Annotated in this window: 16 protein-coding genes and 1 other annotated feature; of the genes, 11 read left to right on the forward strand and 5 right to left on the reverse strand. The window is 38.7% G+C overall.

Annotation, left to right across the window (positions count from 1 at the left end):
* Nucleotides 1-25: 25 nt before the first annotated feature.
* Nucleotides 26-1294: a CNNM domain-containing protein gene (locus tag J8L73_RS01685; RefSeq protein WP_210999225.1), complete on the reverse strand. Its 1269-nt coding sequence runs from the start codon at nucleotides 1292-1294 to the stop codon at nucleotides 26-28.
* Nucleotides 1295-1355: 61 nt separating this feature from the next.
* Nucleotides 1356-2162, reverse strand: coding sequence for a cytochrome c biogenesis protein CcsA (gene ccsA / locus J8L73_RS01690; protein ID WP_211014412.1), 807 nt, complete (start codon nucleotides 2160-2162; stop codon nucleotides 1356-1358).
* 251 nt (nucleotides 2163-2413) lie between these two features.
* On the opposite strand from ccsA, the gene ffh reads away from it, so the two are divergent.
* The 6 genes from ffh (at nucleotide 2414) to tyrA (ending at nucleotide 7453) form a co-directional block, all read left to right on the forward strand.
* Nucleotides 2414-3793 carry a signal recognition particle protein gene (gene ffh, locus J8L73_RS01695; RefSeq protein ID WP_210999227.1) on the forward strand — a complete coding sequence of 460 codons (1380 nt, stop codon included), beginning with the start codon at nucleotides 2414-2416 and terminating at the stop codon, nucleotides 3791-3793.
* Nucleotides 3794-4043: 250 nt separating this feature from the next.
* Nucleotides 4044-4292, forward strand: a complete 249-nt coding sequence (gene rpsP, locus J8L73_RS01700; protein ID WP_058548504.1) for a 30S ribosomal protein S16 — start codon at nucleotides 4044-4046, stop codon at nucleotides 4290-4292.
* Nucleotides 4293-4309: 17 nt separating this feature from the next.
* Nucleotides 4310-4846, forward strand: a complete 537-nt coding sequence (gene rimM / locus J8L73_RS01705) for a ribosome maturation factor RimM (protein WP_211014414.1) — start codon at nucleotides 4310-4312, stop codon at nucleotides 4844-4846.
* The gene (gene trmD / locus J8L73_RS01710; RefSeq protein WP_211014416.1) at nucleotides 4846-5613 is read left to right on the forward strand and encodes a tRNA (guanosine(37)-N1)-methyltransferase TrmD; all 768 of its coding nucleotides are present in this window, start codon (nucleotides 4846-4848) and stop codon (nucleotides 5611-5613) included. Before rimM ends, trmD begins: the two co-directional genes overlap by 1 nt.
* A gap of 33 nt (nucleotides 5614-5646) precedes the next feature.
* Nucleotides 5647-6006: a 50S ribosomal protein L19 gene (gene rplS, locus J8L73_RS01715; protein ID WP_058548501.1), complete on the forward strand. Its 360-nt coding sequence runs from the start codon at nucleotides 5647-5649 to the stop codon at nucleotides 6004-6006.
* A gap of 313 nt (nucleotides 6007-6319) precedes the next feature.
* On the forward strand, nucleotides 6320-7453 hold the full coding sequence (gene tyrA, locus J8L73_RS01720; RefSeq protein WP_211014418.1) for a bifunctional chorismate mutase/prephenate dehydrogenase: 1134 nt from the start codon (nucleotides 6320-6322) through the stop codon (nucleotides 7451-7453).
* Nucleotides 7454-7520: 67 nt separating this feature from the next.
* Here tyrA and J8L73_RS01725 read toward each other — a convergent pair whose 3' ends face one another.
* Nucleotides 7521-8678 carry a chorismate mutase gene (locus J8L73_RS01725; RefSeq protein ID WP_138683429.1) on the reverse strand — a complete coding sequence of 386 codons (1158 nt, stop codon included), beginning with the start codon at nucleotides 8676-8678 and terminating at the stop codon, nucleotides 7521-7523.
* 44 nt (nucleotides 8679-8722) lie between these two features.
* Nucleotides 8723-8841 (reverse strand) — a sequence feature (Phe leader region).
* A gap of 199 nt (nucleotides 8842-9040) precedes the next feature.
* On the opposite strand from J8L73_RS01725, the gene J8L73_RS01730 reads away from it, so the two are divergent.
* Nucleotides 9041-12055, forward strand: a complete 3015-nt coding sequence (locus J8L73_RS01730; protein WP_211014420.1) for an EAL domain-containing protein — start codon at nucleotides 9041-9043, stop codon at nucleotides 12053-12055.
* 31 nt (nucleotides 12056-12086) lie between these two features.
* On the opposite strand, the gene J8L73_RS01735 is transcribed toward J8L73_RS01730, so the two are convergent.
* Nucleotides 12087-12416 carry a stress response translation initiation inhibitor YciH gene (locus J8L73_RS01735; protein ID WP_211014423.1) on the reverse strand — a complete coding sequence of 110 codons (330 nt, stop codon included), beginning with the start codon at nucleotides 12414-12416 and terminating at the stop codon, nucleotides 12087-12089.
* Between the two features lie 134 nt (nucleotides 12417-12550).
* On the opposite strand from J8L73_RS01735, the gene J8L73_RS01740 reads away from it, so the two are divergent.
* From J8L73_RS01740 to J8L73_RS01755, 4 genes are all read left to right on the forward strand, one after another.
* Entirely contained in the window at nucleotides 12551-12856 is a 306-nt protein-coding gene (locus tag J8L73_RS01740) for an STAS domain-containing protein (RefSeq protein WP_210999233.1), read from the forward strand.
* Entirely contained in the window at nucleotides 12856-14511 is a 1656-nt protein-coding gene (locus J8L73_RS01745; RefSeq protein ID WP_211014425.1) for a fused response regulator/phosphatase, read from the forward strand. The genes J8L73_RS01740 and J8L73_RS01745 overlap by 1 nt, the downstream gene beginning before the upstream one ends.
* 56 nt (nucleotides 14512-14567) lie before the next feature.
* On the forward strand, nucleotides 14568-15227 hold the full coding sequence (locus J8L73_RS01750; protein ID WP_210999235.1) for a GAF domain-containing protein: 660 nt from the start codon (nucleotides 14568-14570) through the stop codon (nucleotides 15225-15227).
* 80 nt (nucleotides 15228-15307) lie between these two features.
* Nucleotides 15308-16498: an amino acid aminotransferase gene (locus J8L73_RS01755; RefSeq protein ID WP_210999236.1), complete on the forward strand. Its 1191-nt coding sequence runs from the start codon at nucleotides 15308-15310 to the stop codon at nucleotides 16496-16498.
* An 84-nt stretch (nucleotides 16499-16582) separates the two neighbouring features.
* Here J8L73_RS01755 and J8L73_RS01760 read toward each other — a convergent pair whose 3' ends face one another.
* Entirely contained in the window at nucleotides 16583-17785 is a 1203-nt protein-coding gene (locus tag J8L73_RS01760) for an aromatic amino acid transport family protein (protein ID WP_211014427.1), read from the reverse strand.
* Between the last annotated feature and the right edge of the window lie 39 nt (nucleotides 17786-17824).

Below are 17824 nucleotides of genomic sequence, written 5' to 3' on the forward strand. Positions count from 1 at the left end.
GGAGTCAATTGACTCCTTTTTTAATTTATTTGGTTCGCATATTAGGCTGTATTTTTACTTGTTTTATCATGTTCTCTTTTACTTCAAGCACTTCAACAGGGTAGCCTGCAATACGTAGACTGAGTTTAGCATCCGGAATATCTTCTAGGTATTCAACAATTAAACCGCTCAGTGTTTTAGGTCCATCAAGCGGGAATTCCCAGCCCATTTCTTTATTTAAATCGCGAACGTTTGCCCCACCATCAACAATGCAAGAGCCATCGCTTTGTGTTGTTACTTCTTCGCTCGGTGTACGCGTTTGCGTAGTAGTGAAGTCGCCAACCACTTCCTCTAAAATATCTTCAAGAGTTACTAAGCCTTGAATATCACCATATTCGTCTACGACTAAACCAATGCGTTCTTTTGATTGCTGAAATTTAAGTAGCTGTGTATTTAATGAGGTGCCTTCAGGAATAAAGTAAATTTCGCGCACGGCACGCAGTAATGAAGGTTTATCAAATTGCTCTTTAGTAAGAAGGCGCAGCGCATCACGTGAGTGAATAAAACCAACTGCATCATCTATGTTGTCTCTGTAGAGTAATACACGTGTATGTTGTGCGTGAGTTAACTGACGACTAATTAATTTCCAATCGTCATTAATATCAATAGCCACAATTTCATTTCGCGGGATCATGATATCTTCAACAGTAACTTGCTCTAAGTCTAAAATAGAGGTCAACATACTTTGATGACGAGCAGGCAATAAAGCACCAGATTCATTTACTACAGTTTTAAGCTCTTCTTTGCTCATGCTGTGCTCATCAATTTGTTCTGCACTAATACCAAATAACCTTAATATACCGTTGGTCATCCAGTTGACAATAACAACAAACGGGAAAAGAATTTTAAGCAACCCTTTAAGTATCACAGAGCTCGGAAAGGCAACTTTTTCAGGATACAGGGCAGCAAGTGTTTTAGGCGTTACTTCTGCAAATATAAGTACAACTAAGGTTAATACACCTGTTGCAATAGCAATACCTAAGTCGCCATAAAGACGAATACCTATAATAGTCGCAACTTGGGCTGCAGCTATATTTACGAGGTTGTTGCCAATTAAAATTAGGCCTATGAGTCTATCTGGACGGCTAAGTAGTTTACTGACTCGTTTAGCTGCACGGTGGTCCTCTTTTGCAAGGTGGCGCAAGCGTATACGATTGATTGACATAATCCCGGTTTCTGAACCAGAAAAATAAGCAGAAAAAAGTACCAATAATCCTAAAATGATAAACAGGGTACTTGTCGATATGTCGTCCAACGATGGATCCTTTTTTTATAAATCAATGCGTATTAAGCTAGAGTGAGCAAGCAGAGTCAAGTTAAAACTTATTTAGTATTACTTCTTGAATGAAACGGCTGCCAAAATAAGCAAGTGTGAGGACAAATGCAGCGACCATGATCGTAACAACCACAGGTTTACCACGCCAGCCTTTTTTCATATGGCCAAGTGCTACAATAGCAAAAATAGCCCATGCAACTAACGATAAGATTGTTTTATGAATAAACTCTTTAGCAAACATGCCATCAAGAAATACAAACCCTGATAGTAATGCAAATGTAAGCAAGATGGTGCCTAAATTAAGAAGTTGATAAAGCTGGCGCTCTACAACCATTAAAGGCGGAAGGTGGCTGTGTACAATCGCTAAATCTTTACGTTTAAGACGTTTATCAATAAAGTAAAATTGTACGCCATATAAAGTAGCAATAATTAAAATGCAGTAAGCGAGTAACGATAATGAAATATGTGTCACTAAACCAATTTCAATATTAATACTTTGCAGCATAATATGATGCGGAATAAACAAGCTGGCAATCGTTAGGATTGCACCAAAGCCATAAACAACCGGTAGTAACAACGTAGCTGGGAACTTTAACGACACCGCGGTTACCGAAACAACAATCACCCAGCACGTTAATAAAGCAACATTAACAATACTTAAATCTTGCCCATCGGATCTAAACACAGAGTTAACCAACAGCAGCATATGTGCCACTATAGCTACGGTACTTAAAATCACCGTTACTTTTTGGCTAGGGCCTTGTTGATGAAACAGGCGTGATAGCACGTGAGACGTTGCTAACACATAAAATAAACTGGCAATAATAGTTAAACTAATAATCAGCATTGTGCTTGGGCCACTTAATTTGAGACAAAATAATTCTTGTTGTTATATGGGCATTGTATTTTATAGCAAAGCAAATGCATAGACCTTAAAAAAAGAAACTCAACAAGCTGCACTTGAACACTATATTGTAAGGCGCCATATACGGTATACTACTTTTAATTGAAATTTAATAAGTCAGTCCTAGTTAATTGAAAACTCAAATTAACAGTGAATTTAAAGGATTGATATAAACGTCTTATCGGAACCGTTACATGTTTGAGAACCTCCAAGAACGATTAGGTAAAACCTTAAAGAATATCAGTGGCCGCGGCCGTCTGACTGAAGACAACATTAAAGACACACTTCGCGAAGTGCGTATGGCATTTTTAGAAGCCGATGTAGCACTGCCTGTTGTTCGCGAGTTTGTAAAACAAGTTAAAGAACGCGCAGTAGGTGTTGAGGTAACTAAAAGTCTAAGCCCTGGCCAAGTATTTATAAAAATAGTGCGTGAAGAGCTAGAAAAAGCAATGGGTGAGGCTAACGAAGAGCTAAGCCTAAATGCACAACCGCCAGCAGTTGTCATGATGGCTGGCTTACAAGGTGCGGGTAAAACCACCAGTGTAGCTAAACTTGCTAAATTTTTAAAAGAGAGAAAAAAGAAATCAGTACTAGTAGTAAGTGCTGATGTTTACCGCCCAGCGGCGATTAAACAGCTAGAAACACTCGCAACCGAAGTTGATGTAGATTTTTTTCCAAGTGACATCTCTCAAAAGCCTGTTGATATTGCAACTGCTGCAATTTCGCATGCTAAAAAGAAATTTATTGATGTAGTACTAGTTGATACCGCAGGTCGCTTGCATGTTGATAGCGACATGATGGATGAAATTAAAGACCTTCATAAAGCGATTAACCCGATTGAAACCTTATTTGTAGTTGATGCAATGACAGGTCAAGATGCGGCCAATACAGCAAAAGCTTTTGATGAAGCCCTGCCACTTACCGGTGTGATTTTAACAAAAACCGATGGTGATGCTCGAGGTGGTGCTGCCTTATCTATTCGTCACATTACAGGCAAACCTATTAAGTTTATGGGTGTAGGTGAGCGCACTGACGCACTTGAGCCTTTTCATCCGGATCGTATCGCGTCACGTATTTTAGGAATGGGTGACGTACTTTCATTGATCGAAGAAGTCGAAATGAAAGTAGATAAAGAGCAAGCTGCTAAAGTTGCTGAAAAAGTATTTAAAGGCGCAGGCTTTACCCTTGATGATTTTGCTGAGCAACTTAAGCAAATGAAAAACATGGGCGGTATGATGTCGATGCTTGATAAGCTACCAGGTATGGCTAACTTACCAGATGCTGTTAAAGGCCAAATGGGTGATAAGACATTTGTTCAAATGGAAGCGATTATCAGCTCTATGACTAAACAAGAGCGTGCCCGCCCTGAAATTATTAAAGGCTCACGTAAAAAGCGTATTGCAGCTGGCTCTGGTACTCAAGTGCAAGAGATTAATAAGTTGCTGAAACAATTTACGCAGATGCAAAAAATGATGAAAAAAATGAAGGGCAAAGGCGGCATGCAAAAAATGATGCGCGGTATGAAAGGCATGTTACCACCTGGAATGATGGGCGGCGGTGGCCCTAAATTTTAATGTAGCGACCTAAACAGTGCTATATAATGTATAACAAAGGGGTCATATGGCCCTTTTTTGTTGAATAAATTATGCGCACAATAGGGCGTTCTCTTTGATTTTCTCCTCAGATCACGGTTTAACCTACTAAACTGCCATTTTGCATCACTTCTTACTTGCATTGTTGCTAAAAACTCGTACAATTCCCCAGCTCCCCATACTGGGGAGTAAATCTTATTAATGAAAACAGTCAATCTATTTAGAGGACGGTATGGTAACTATTCGTTTGCAACGTGGTGGCGCTAAAAAACGCCCTTTCTATCAAATTGTGGTTGCGGATAGCCGTTTCTCGCGTGACGGTCGCTTCATCGAGAAAGTAGGCTTTTTTAACCCTATTGCTTCAGGTCAAGAAGAAAAAATTCGTTTAGATTTACCACGTGTTGATCACTGGGTAGGTCAGGGCGCATCTCTTTCAGATCGCGTAGCTAAGTTAGTAAAAGACGCTCGTAAAGCGGCTTAATAGGCGTAAGTGTAACCATGAGTCAAGAGAACACCTCATCAATAATTGTCGTAGGAAAGCTCGGTGCCCCATATGGTATAAAGGGCTGGCTTAAGGTACATTCATTTACTGATGATCCCCAAGGGATCTTCGATTTCAGCCCGTGGTTGATAGGGCAGCAAGGTAAATGGCAGACCTTAGAAGTGGTCGACTGGCGTCGCCACAACAAAGGCTTTATCGCCAAGTTTGCGCAAATCAATGATCGTGACGAAGCAATGGCTTATACCCATGCAGAAATTTCGATGGATTCAGCGCAATTACCAGAACTCCCGCAAGGTGAGTTTTATTGGCGAGATCTCATTGGCATGTCGGTTGTAACTGATAAAGGTTATAGCTTAGGCACTGTTGATGACCTGATGGAGACAGGGTCAAATGACGTACTGGTTGTTAAAGCAAACAGTAAAGACGCATTTGGTCAGGCAGAGCGTTTAATTCCTTTTTTAACTGATTCAGTTATCAAAGAAGTTAAGCATGATGTAAGAGAAATTACCGTAGACTGGGATCCTGGGTTTTAATGACTCAAACTAGTTCATTGTGGGTAGGGGTGATAAGCCTTTTCCCTGACATGTTTGATGCTATTACACACCAAGGTGTAACTGGTCGCGCAGTAAAAAATGGTTTAATTGATTTCAACTGCTTTAATCCACGAGACTACGCTTTAGATAAGCATAGAACCGTAGATGACCGTCCTTATGGGGGCGGGCCGGGTATGTTAATGATGGTTGAGCCATTAAAAAAAGCGATTACCGAAGCCAAACAGGCAGCTGGTGATGGCGCTAAAGTAATTTACATGTCCCCGCAAGGGCGCAAATTAGATCAGCAAGGGGCGAGCGAACTCGCAAACTCTAAAAAACTGATTTTAATTGCCGGTCGCTATGAAGGTATAGACGAGAGAATAATAGAATCGTACGTTGACGAAGAATGGTCAATTGGTGATTTTATTTTGAGTGGTGGTGAACTACCAGCCATGACATTAATTGACGCAGTAGCGCGATTAGTGCCAGGTGTATTAGGTCATAACCAATCAGCAGAGCAAGATTCATTTTCGGATGGCTTGCTAGATTGTCCTCACTATACACGGCCAGAAACATTGGACGACAAACAGGTGCCTGCTGTATTACTCAGCGGAAACCACCAAGAGATAGCAAAATGGCGGCTTAAGCAGTCATTAGGCAGAACTTGGTTACGACGTCCTGACTTGTTGCATAACCTAGCTCTGACTGAGGAGCAAGCGGTATTACTCGCACAATTTCAGCAAGAGTACCGAAAAGCTTGTGGCTAGAAGACAGTTACACCTAGGAAAGTGAGAAACATAATGGCAAAAGTAAACCAAAATATTATTAAAGCGCTTGAAAATGAGCAGCTTAAAACAGACGTACCTACATTCGGCCCTGGTGATACAGTGGTTGTACAGGTAAAAGTAAAAGAAGGTGCTAAAGAGCGTCTACAGGCCTTTGAAGGTGTTGTAATCGCTAAGCGTAACCGTGGTCTTCACTCAGCATTCACAGTTCGTAAAATTTCGAGCGGTGAAGGTGTTGAGCGTGTATTCCAAACGCACAGCCCTCTTATTGATAGCGTAACAGTTAAGCGTCGCGGTGCAGTTCGTCGTGCTAAGCTTTACTATCTACGTGAGCGTTCTGGTAAATCTGCACGTATTAGAGAAAAACTTAACTAATACGCGCTGTTTATCAACGCAAAAAAACGGGTTGCATCCTTCGGGTTGCAGCCCGTTTTGGTTTCTGGAATAATTTTCACCGTTCACCGTTCACCGTTCACCGTTCACCGTTCACCGTTCACCGTTCACCGTTCACCGTTCACCGTTCACCGTTCACCGTTCACCGTTCACCTTTATTATTGACTCCCAGTCGCAGTAAAATTTTAGTATTAGCCTTTTCTCAGTTAAGCGATCCTGTTAGTATTTATCGTATTGATTAGTTTACTTTTTTGTAAAATTAAATTTACGATATTGGCTTTAAGGTGAAATGAACGTGGCAGACATTAGCGATTTAGCACAGTTAAGAGATGGTATAGACGAGTGCGACGCACAGCTGGTTGCTTTACTAGCTAAACGTAACAGCATTACGCAAAAAATTGGCGAAGTAAAACAGCAAACTGGTGCGCCCTTACATGCCCCCGAACGTGAAGCCGCACTGCTAGCAGCAAGACGACAAGAAGCTATTAAGCAAAATGTAAGTCCTGATCTCGTTGAAGATATACTAAGACGCATGATGCGCGAGGCTTATCAAAATCAGCAAGCAAAACTTGCTTGTGCTGCGCCACAGCTTTCACCTATTGTTATTGTAGGGGGCCAAGGCGCAATGGGGCAGTTATTTGCCCAACAGTTTATTCGCTCTGGCTACGACGTTAAAATCTTAGATAAAGAGCAGCAAGACGAGGCACAAAGTATTTTAAAAGGTGCCAAACTCGTAATGGTGAGCGTGCCTATTAATGCACTAGATTCCGTCGTCGCTAAATTGCCTAAACTTGATGATGACTGCTTGCTTGTAGATATAACGTCAGTGAAGCAATCACCTATTAAAGCATTAAAAGCGGCGCATAGTGGACCGGTAGTTGGTTTACACCCAATGTTTGGACCTGATATTTCTCACTGGGTAAAACAAACAGTTGTTGTATGTGAGGGGCGAGACCACTTAGCTGCTCAAGGATTATTAAAGCAACTACAAGTATGGGGATGCCAGCTGGTTGAACTTGATGCTAAAAAGCACGATGAAGCAATGCAAATTATTCAAGTTATGCGCCATTTAACAACATTTGTTTATGGACAGTTTTTAGCTAAGCAAAGCCATACACTCGAAGAGCTACGTAGTTGCTCATCGCCTATATACCAATTGGAGCTGATGATGGTGGGGCGTTTGTTTGCGCAATCGCCGGAGCTTTACTCAGATATTATGTTAGCGCAGTTTGATGATGTAGAAAGCTTGTTAGCACAGTACCAAGATACTTTCGCTGAAACGCTTGAAAAGTTAAAGGCGGGTGATAAAACTGCACTTATAGATGCTTTTGCTGATGCAAAATCTTATTTTTCAGACTCTACAGCACATTTTTTAACGCAAAGCCGAAGCTTATTAAATAAAGCGAATGACGCTAAAGTACTCGACTAACGTTTATAATTTGATTTTATAACTAAAAAGGGCCTAATTTGGCCCTTTTTAGTTATAAAACGAGAGGTTAAGTGTTAACGCTAACTGCTTGCAATGTCTCGCTTTGATAGCAGCCTAAAACACGTACATATTGCGTGTATTCTTTAAGCTCTTCTAGTGCTTCTTTTACTTGGCTATCAGCTAAGTTTGCCTCTAAATCAACATAAAACACTTCTTCCCACGGATTGCCTGGAGTAGGGCGTGATTCAAGTTTTACTAAGTTAATTTGATGCTGTTTAAAAACCATTAAAGCATCAGCAAGCGAGCCCGCTTGTTGCTTAGTTGACATTATTAGACTGGTTTTAGTTGGGATTTGATTAGATACTTGCAAAGGTTTTCGCGCTACAACAATAAAGCGGCTGTGATTTTCGCTTTGGTTTGCAAGGTTTGATTTTATTACCTCCAGACCAACATTTTTACCGGCTTGTGCTGAGCCAATAGCTGCACTGTTTGGTGTATTTAACGCCGATTGTAGTGCGCTTGATGTTGAATCACATGTTTCATGCTGTAAATCACCTAAGCCTTGCAAAAAGCGACTGCACTGAGCAAACGGTTGAGGGTGAGCAAATATTTTTGTTAATTGGCTTAATTCCGTCTCAGGATTGGCTAGTAAGCAGTGCTCTACACTGTGAGTTACTTCACCGACGATAGATACTTGAGCATGCTGTAGTAAGTCAAATACTTCATTAATGCTACCAGAGCTTGTATTTTCAATTGGCAGTAAACCAAAGTCAGCTTGGCCGTTTTCTACTTTACCAGTGATTTCATCAAATGATGTACAGCCAATTTCAATTAACTTGCCTGGGCGGCGACTAAAGTATTTATGGCAAGCAAGTTGGCTGTATGAGCCCTGGCCACCAAGATAAGTAACACGATGAGTTTCGCTGAGTGCATCTGGGTTTAAGTTTTTTTGTAGCATTGCTTGCTGATGTAATACAGAGTCTTCCAAAATGGTCTGAAAAACATTATTTACGTAATAAGCATCCAAACCGAGTGACTTACCATAACCAATTAGCTTTTCTAATAGAGCGAGCTCGCGGGCTTCATCGCGTATAGGCTTATTGTTAGCAATTTTGTATTCAACTACGCCATGGCTAATGCGGCGACGTTTTGCTAATAACACGAGTAAGTCAGAATCTATTTCATTAATGTCGTGTCTGAGTGTGTTTAACACATCGTTTGTCATTTTGGTTTCCTCATTCCAAAAGTACGCTGTTATTTAACAGCAAAAACAAAAAAGCCTCCCAGTTGGGAGGCTTTACTATTCGATTGATTTTTATCTCACAAACAGGGAAGCCTCTTCTATATAAAGAAGCTAAAAAAAGAAAAAAAAGTGCCAGAGATAAATATGTTCATATTAGTAATGTATGGAGAGTTGCCTGTAATGTCAATAAAGATAAGCCTCTAAATGACACCAGAGTGCGTTTTATTTACCCATTTTTAGTTTTTATTAAAAGTTCACAAATAATTTATATATATGAATGTGGATCTGGTATATTTCGTTAACTGGCTCAAATAATAACTATCATTAATAATTAAGGTTGACCTGTGGTTTACAGACGCCCGCCATCGCGTTTTGGATTAAATTCTTTAAGTGTAAAACTGTCACTGCTTATATCGGCTATTTGTTTAATAGCAGGGGTGTGCGCTGCTGCCTTAATGCTTAAGTCAGAAGAGAAACAGCTCGTTTTTGAAGAACATGAAGTTTTAAAAAGCTCAACAGACTTATTAGTTAACCAGTTTAACGAACGCATTCAAACAAAATTAAATATTGCTAAACAAGCTAATAATATTGTGACTGAACAGCTTTTTCAGGAAAACTCATTTGTCAACTTAAAAAGTAAATCACAGCTGCAATTTAATAGTGATGGTACTATCAGAAGTGCCTCTGTAGATGGCCTATCTGCTGCATTTTTACCTCAGCAAAATTACTCGCCTTTTTATAAACGCTTATTTAATGACTCCGAAACGTTGTGGAGTATTATTTCTCCAACGCTTGTACACGACTTTTTCAATTTTTATCTTATAACCAATGAGGACTTCATTCGTGTATCTCCGCCTAACTGGGCATTGAATGCGCCTGCAGACTTTAGTGTTACAAATGGGTCTACTTATAAATACATAAAAAGTAAATTAGGTAATGAGCGAAGCCCTGCATGGTCAAAAGTATACTACGACAAGGTATGGCATAAATGGGTGATAAGTCTGTTAGTACCTGTTTACGTAGATAATAAATTTTTAGGCGTAACGGGTAGTGATATTGCTCTAAATAAATTGATTTCTTTTTTACCTGTAGGCGATAAAGAAAAGCACTTGCTTGTATTTAATAGTAAAGGGCAGCTACTTGCGCACCCTAATTTAAACCCTGCATTATTAGCAGACTACGCAGGTGAAAATAAAGGATTAAGTGCAAATGAACTGGTAAACCCAGAGCTACAATCGATTATTGATGATGTAATACGGGTTAAGTTACCAGAATATGCCAACTCGTTTAAAAAAAATGATGAAGCACATATTATTAATATTCAAAAAATTGATGATCTAGATTGGTATATTGGTGTGTACAAAAAGCGTTCGTCAACGCTTTCTGCATTACAAGATTTAAAACTCAAATTTTTTGGTTTATTTATTCTTTATGCTGTTTTAGTGGCGCTGCTATTACATCAAGCGTTATATCAGTTAGTTTTACGTAGAATTCACACGCTTGTACATGCTGTAACCGGTTTTGGTAAAGGCCAGTTATTAACTGAGTTCCCACCAGAAAATAAAGACGAAATTGGTACACTTAATGGCTCATTTAGAGACATGACTGTTGAAATTCGTAAACTTATTGATGGTTTAAATCAGCGAATTACAGAAAAAGAAATAGCCGAAAAAGCGGCAAATCGCTTATCCAAAGCTGTAGCTTTTTCTGGTACGGGTGTCGTTATAACCGATGCTAATTTTGTTATTGAATATGTAAACCCTAAAATGCTGGAAATGACAGGCTATCCAGAAAGCCACTTTAATCGGGTACCTTTACTGAGCATTATTGCATCTGAAATGGCTATTTTAGTTGAAGATATTAATATTGATTTACGCAGTCGTAATTACTGGCGTGGGGATACTTTAATTGAAGGTCTAAATAAAGAGCCTATTTGGGTGTCTTTAAGCGTCTCACCAATTCGTGAAGATGGTGGGGAAATAACAAGCTATGTAGCATCAGCACAAGATATTTCGTTTGTTAAAGAAAGTCAGCGAAAAATGGAGCAGCTTGCTTATTTTGATACCTTAACAGGCCTTGCAAACAGAACCTTTTTTAGAATGCAATTACGTAAATCATTGGCGCTAGCTGAGCGCGGACACTATGCTTTTGCACTATTTTATTTTGATTTAGATGAATTTAAACGAATTAACGATACGCTTGGTCATGATGCAGGCGATCAACTGTTAATTGAAGTTGCAAATAGACTTAAAAAACGCCTAAGAGCAGAAGACACTATTGCGCGTTTGGGTGGCGATGAGTTTGCTGTGTTACTCAGCGGGATAGAAAGTCAAGATCATGCCAGTGACGTAGCAAATACGATTCAAAAAACACTTAACATACCTATTAAGCTTGGTAACAATGAGGTAATAGTTAGTGCCAGTATTGGTATTACTATGGCTCCATATGATAGTTTAGAAGAGGATCAGTTATTAAAGCACGCTGATTTAGCTATGTACGAAGCTAAAGCGAAGGGGCGTAATACATACCACTTCTATAGCCAAGAATTAAATGCTGCAGCAAATGAGCGCTTATTTATAGAGAACGAAATACGTATCGCGTTAAAAGAAAAACAATTTGTAGTTTACTACCAGCCACAAGTAGACAGCCGTGATCAGCAGGTGGTTGGCTATGAGGCACTTTTACGATGGTTCCACCCAACTGAGGGATTAATCTCGCCAGATAAATTTATACCCATTGCAGAGGCTACAGGTTTAATAGTTGAGTTGGGTGAATGGGTGCTTCAAGAGTCATGCAATTTTGCGGTAAGGCTAAGTGAGCAGGGGCTTGAAAATAATATTTCAATTAACTTATCGGCTCGCCAGTTTAAAGATTCAAACTTGGTGCCTACTTTAAGCAAAATGATAGCTCGCTCTGGTGTTTCAGCTAAGCGCTTACATTTAGAGCTAACTGAGAGCATGCTAATGGGCAATGTTGAAGCCGCTATTACGCAACTACATGAGCTTAAAGCGTTAGGTATATCTATTTCAATCGATGACTTTGGTACAGGTTATTCATCACTTAGTTATTTAAAACGTTTTCCTGTAGATATACTCAAGGTTGACCGCTCCTTCGTGAAAGATATACCAGATGACACAAATGATATGGAAATCACTGCGGCCATAATTGCTATGGCGCAAAAGTTAAAGCTAGATGTGGTTGCTGAGGGTGTTGAAACGATAGAGCAAATGCAATTTTTACAAAACAATAACTGTTTTATTGTGCAAGGTTATTATTATAGTACGCCAATACCGGAATCTGACTTACCTAACTTATATGAAAAATTAAATGAACTCTCTATAAGCGAAGTTACTGATTAAAATAAGCTCAGGCTAATTAATATATTGCGGGTTAACCACCCGCAATTTTAACTTTAAATTTTAACGCTTCTAAAATAGCTTTGAGCTTATCTCGGTCATCACCTTGTACTTCAATAATGCCTTCTTTAACTGCGCCGCCTTGGCCCATTTTGCTTTTAATGGTTTTAGCTAACTTTTTTAAATCGTGTTCTTTTGGGTCAACACCTACCACTAACATAACACCTTTGCCTTTACGCCCTTTTGTTTGACGTTCTATGCGTACAGCGCCATCTTTAAAAAGTTTAGTATCTAATTCTTTTTCAGGTTTAGGTTGGTCAATTCGACCTGTGCTTGTTGAATATACTAAGTGACTATCACTCATAACTTACCTTTAATAGATAAATGAAATAAATATTGGCATAAATGATAGCAAATTTGCTGTTGTGTGTTTTTATTTTTGCTAAATACTTTTAACAGGTTATATTTAGTTCAAAGGAAATATTATTGGAGTTTATTATGAGTTTAACAAAGAACGAATCGGTTGATGGCACTACTTTAACAATACAGATCAAAGGCAAGTTCGATTTTAATTTAGTGCAATCTTTTCGCCAAGCCTATGCACAAATGAGTGAAAAAACGGTAAAAGTGATTATCGATTTACGAGAAACCGATTACATGGATAGTTCTGCGCTTGGCATGTTATTAAATATGAAAAAAACAATAGAAGGGCAAGTAAAAACAATCGAAATAAGCAACTGCCAACCACAACTAAGAAAAATACTACAAATCTCTCGTTTTGATAAAAAGTTTGATATCAGCTAATGATGCATGTGCTAATAGTAGATGACCAAGCGCTTAACCGTATTTTGTTAAGTAAAATGCTAGAGCAAGAAGGTTACAAAATATCGTTTGCTTATAATGGCCTTGATGCCCTTAATGTGCTTAAACGAGAAGAAATAGACATTGTTTTACTTGATGTTTTAATGCCCGTAATGGATGGCTTTGAAGCTGCGGAAAAAATAAAGCAGTTAAACAGCGAAGTTTATTTACCTATCATTTTTATTACCTCCTTAGAAGATCAGGCAAGCTTTGAGCGCTGCTTAGCGGTAGGCGGCGATGACTTTATTCATAAGCCATTTGATAAAGTTATACTACATGCAAAAATTAAAGCACACAGCCGTACCAGAGAGCTTAGTAAAAAAGCAAATCAGCAAAAAAAATTACTTGAATATCATCATAATCAAATTGAAAGCGAGCATGAGATTATAGAAAATATTTTTAGTAACTCATTAGAGAATCAAGGAAAATTTAAAAAATATCTCGATTTTAATTTATCGCCAGCGTCTATGTTTAATGGTGACGTATTTTTGGTTGCACAAAGTCCAATAGGCAATCTTTATTGTATGCTCGGTGATTTTACTGGCCATGGCTTAGCCGCTGCTATTGGTGCGTTACCTTTATCACGTGTCTTTTACACTATGGTACAAAAAGGCATGGCGGTTAACGACATCGTTTGTGAATTAAATTTATTGTTATACAACTTATTACCTGGCCATATGTTTTGCGCGGCTAACATTATAGAGCTAAGTGCATCGGGTAAAAGTGTATCAGCGTGGCTTGGCGGTTTACCTGATGCATATCTGATAGATAATGAGGGTAATGTTAAGCAAACTCTTGAGTCTCAACATATGGCACTAGGCATATTAGATGAGCATGAATTTGAGTATGAAGTAATACATTTTGAAGTAGACCCTTCAACCCGCTTAGTACTAGCAACAGACGGTATTATTGAGACCGAAAATAACAGCAATACTTTTTTTGGGGAAGAGCGTTTTTTAGAAACTCTAAAATCCAACCCAATGATAAGCAGTGAAGACATAATACAAAGCGTTAGTAAGTTTGCCAACGGAAGTGCTCAACAAGATGACTTGAGTGTCGTGTTACTTAACTGCCTGCCTATAATACCTGAAGAGCAAGAACGTGAAGCATTTTCTACTTTAGCATTCAACTTATCATTGAGCCTAAATTCTGAGCAAATAAAAAAAACGGATCCCGTATACGATGTTGTTAATATTTTAAGTAGTGTAGAGGGATTGAAAGCACATCGTTCAAATATATTTTTGCTGCTTTCAGAAGCCTATAACAATGCACTTGATCATGGTGTATTAGGGCTAGATTCAGAGATTAAAAAACAAGAAGATGGTTTTTTTCAGTATTACGAATTAAGAGAAGCTGCCTTAGCTAACCTTACAGGTGCAATGATTATTATTGATATGCGTTATTGCCCCGATACGCTGTGTTTATATTTTATTATTTGTGACTCAGGGCGAGGGTTTAGTAATAAATCAGCAGCTAGAGAACCTACTTTAGTGAATAACGAGTTTGGCCGGGGCCTTTCATTATTAGAAGAAGTTGCCGAAAAAGTAACTTACAACGCCAGCGGAAATCAAGTTGAAATGTGCTACAAGTTGAGCTAGCTCTGTAAAAATATCCATGCTATTATTCGTGAAACTTTAGATGTATGGATGGCCAAATGATTTCTTCTTACCTAACACAAGCACAGCTAAGTGTTGATAAAAACTTAATTTCAACTGAGCTTGAAAAGCTTGAGCTTTACCTTGCTAGTAGCTCTAAAACCGAGGTTTGTTGGGAGTATCAAATTCCTGAATTAGGTGAGGGCGGTGCATGTAGCTTATTTGGTTATTTACAAGACGAGCCATTTAAACTTACTGACTATATTGAAAACAATTCACAGACCGAGCAAAAGCTTGCTCAATTACAAGGTATTGTTAATTATATAGAGCAACAAACTAAAGTAGATTGGTACGGTATTTACCAGGCAACAAATACTAATGAAGGTAAGCAATTACTTAAACTTGCTTATCATGGTGCGCCAAGTCGTCCTTTATTTCCGCTTACAGAAGCTTTTGCGGCAGGTAGCAACAATGTACAAGTTGCGCTTTCTCAAAAAGGTCGCATTATTAACAATGTTGAAAACTACTTATCTCAAGGTGGCGAATATTATACATGTGACCCTAAAGTTAAATCTGAAACTTGCCTACCACTTTTTAACTTTCAAAATGAATGTGTAGGTATTGTAGATGCAGAAGCCTTTAGCAATGATTTTTTTGATGAGAAGACACTTGCCATTTTAATTGCATGTTGTATTAAAATTCCTCACTTTCTAGTGTAAATAACACTGGTCAACGTGATGTGCTTTTATGTTAAGCTAAGCCTAACAGCTAACCCCTAAATAACGATAAGAGATAGCCAATGTTCTCAGTATTAAAACCATTACCAACAGATCCTATTCTTGGCCTTATGGCGGCCTATAAACAAGATACAAACCCTAATAAAATTGATTTAGGCGTAGGTGTCTACAAAGATGAGCAAGGCAACACACCGGTACTTAAAGCGGTGAAAAAAGCTGAAGCATTTCGTTTAGACAACGAAACAAGCAAATCTTATATCGGTTTAGCGGGTAACCTAGATTACTGTCAAAAAATGGAGCAGTTATTATTAGGCGAGCACCAAGCATTACTTGCTAATCGAGTGCGTACAGCACAAGCTCCAGGTGGTACAGGCGCACTTCGTGTTGCTGCTGAATTTATTAAGCGTTGTAACGCTGATGCAACTGTTTGGGTAACTAATCCTACTTGGGCAAACCACATAAGCTTGTTTGAAGCGGCAGGTCTAACAGTTAAAGAATACCCATACTACGATTACGAAAATAAAGATTTATTATTTGATGAGATGATCGACACGCTTAAGAAAGTGCCTAAAGGTGATGTAGTTTTAGTGCATGCATGTTGTCACAATCCAAGTGGTATGGATTTAAACGAAACTCAGTGGAATACAGTCGCTGAGCTTGCTAAAGAGGTTGGCTTTACACCACTTGTAGATATTGCGTATCAAGGTTTTGGATCTTCTCTTGAAGAAGATGCTCGTGGACTACGTATTTTAGCTGATGCAGTAGATGAGCTCATTATTTGTTCTTCTTGCTCTAAAAACTTTGGTCTTTACCGTGAGCGTATTGGTGCGTGTTCACTAATTGCTAAAGACAGCCCAACAGCAGATATATCTAACTCTGTAATGTTAAGTGTAGTACGTAGTATATATTCAATGCCGCCAGCGCATGGTGCAGATATTGTAAATACTATTTTAAGCAGTACTGAGCTTACGCAAATGTGGCACTCAGAGCTTGATGAAATGCGTACGCGCATTAATGGTTTACGTAGCCTGATTAAAGAAAGCTTAGCAGCAAAAGATATTGCTCAAGATTTCTCATTTATTGAGCGCCAGCATGGTATGTTCTCTTTCTTGGGTATTAATAAAGAGCAAATCGCTCGCCTGCAAAAAGAGTACGGTATCTACATTGTTGGTTCTAGCCGTGTAAATGTAGCGGGTATTAGCGATTCGAATATTGAATACTTTGCAAATGCAGTAGCTGACGTTTGTAAATAAACGTAGTTAACATAAAAAACCGCACTCCATTAGTAATGGTGTGCGGTTTTTTATTAATTAAATTTAGATTTACAGCGCTACGAATTAACCAATAGTAGGTATAACCCCAGCCATTTGCATAAATTGCGCAGTAATTATTAGCACGCCGCATAATCCCGCAACTAATAGCCCTGTATTACCAGTACTTACTTTATAACCCTGTTTATTTGAGGTTTTCCGCTGCTTGTAAACCATAGCAACAGGTAAAAATATAGCTAACACGACCAATGCAATGGCTGCGTAGCCTAATGCCATAATAAAGCCTTGCGGATAAAATAGCGCAAATCCTAAAGGAGGTATAAATGTTATTATGGCTGTTTTGATGCGGTCTGTTTTGTTATCACCTTTTTTAAACGTGTCTGCAAAAAAGTCGAATAAACCTAAGCTAACGCCTAAAAACGATGTGGCAAGTGCAAGATCCGCAAATAGCTTAACTGCAGTCGAAACACTTGGATTATGCGCAATATTAGCTACGCTACTTACAAAACCACTTAAACCTTCACTATTAAGTAAGTTAGCTTGGCTCATAATACCTTGGCTCAATAACTGCCAAAAAATATAAATAACCAGAGGCAAAGCTGCACCTGCAATCATTACTTTTTTAAGGGATTTTATTTCAAGCCCTACATATTTAACAATAGAGGGAATAGATCCATGAAAGCCAAAAGATGTAAAAATAACCGGAATAGCAGAAAGTATTAGACCTTGTTCTATAGGCATTTCTAATAAATGTGTACTTTGAACATAAGGAGTAAGCATATAAAACAAGCTAGCCAATACAATAATTTTAATTGTAAATAACACTTGGTTTAATTTATCGACTTTACTTGTACCAAGGGTAACAACGCTTGCAATAATTACGGCAAGGATCACAGAGCCTAGCTGTGGCGCAATATCTACATCAAAGCCTACATTTATTCGAGCTTGAAGCTGCGCACCGCCACCTGCTATATACGCAGCACATAAAGCATAAAATAGAAATACCATTGAAAAGTTAGCGACGTATTGTCCTCGTTTACCTAACCACAATTTAGCAAGTGTATTTAATGTGGCGTCACGGGGGGCATACTGGTGTAGCTCTAGCATAAGTAACGCTGTGTAAGTCATTAATAACCAACTAACTACAATTAATGCAAGCGAAGTAATAAAGCCAAGCCCTGCTGATGCAATTGGTAGGGCAAGCATTCCTGCGCCAATAGTGGTGCCTGCAACAATTAACATGCTGCCTATTGTTTTATTTTTAAGCACTTAATTACCTGAGTTTTTATTAATATTTATGCACCATAT

Source organism: Pseudoalteromonas sp. MMG006 (assembly GCF_018101025.1).
Lineage (GTDB): Bacteria > Pseudomonadota > Gammaproteobacteria > Enterobacterales > Alteromonadaceae > Pseudoalteromonas.

Coding starts and splice junctions, on each gene's coding strand:
- ccsA (WP_211014412.1), bottom strand. CDS start 2,162: ATGCTGATTATTAGTTTAACTATTATTGCCAGTTTATTTTATGTGTTA.
- ffh (WP_210999227.1), top strand. CDS start 2,414: ATGTTTGAGAACCTCCAAGAACGATTAGGTAAAACCTTAAAGAATATC.
- rpsP (WP_058548504.1), top strand. CDS start 4,044: ATGGTAACTATTCGTTTGCAACGTGGTGGCGCTAAAAAACGCCCTTTC.
- rimM (WP_211014414.1), top strand. CDS start 4,310: ATGAGTCAAGAGAACACCTCATCAATAATTGTCGTAGGAAAGCTCGGT.
- trmD (WP_211014416.1), top strand. CDS start 4,846: ATGACTCAAACTAGTTCATTGTGGGTAGGGGTGATAAGCCTTTTCCCT.
- rplS (WP_058548501.1), top strand. CDS start 5,647: ATGGCAAAAGTAAACCAAAATATTATTAAAGCGCTTGAAAATGAGCAG.
- J8L73_RS01725 (WP_138683429.1), bottom strand. CDS start 8,678: ATGACAAACGATGTGTTAAACACACTCAGACACGACATTAATGAAATA.
- J8L73_RS01735 (WP_211014423.1), bottom strand. CDS start 12,416: ATGAGTGATAGTCACTTAGTATATTCAACAAGCACAGGTCGAATTGAC.
- J8L73_RS01740 (WP_210999233.1), top strand. CDS start 12,551: ATGAGTTTAACAAAGAACGAATCGGTTGATGGCACTACTTTAACAATA.
- J8L73_RS01745 (WP_211014425.1), top strand. CDS start 12,856: ATGATGCATGTGCTAATAGTAGATGACCAAGCGCTTAACCGTATTTTG.
- J8L73_RS01750 (WP_210999235.1), top strand. CDS start 14,568: ATGATTTCTTCTTACCTAACACAAGCACAGCTAAGTGTTGATAAAAAC.
- J8L73_RS01755 (WP_210999236.1), top strand. CDS start 15,308: ATGTTCTCAGTATTAAAACCATTACCAACAGATCCTATTCTTGGCCTT.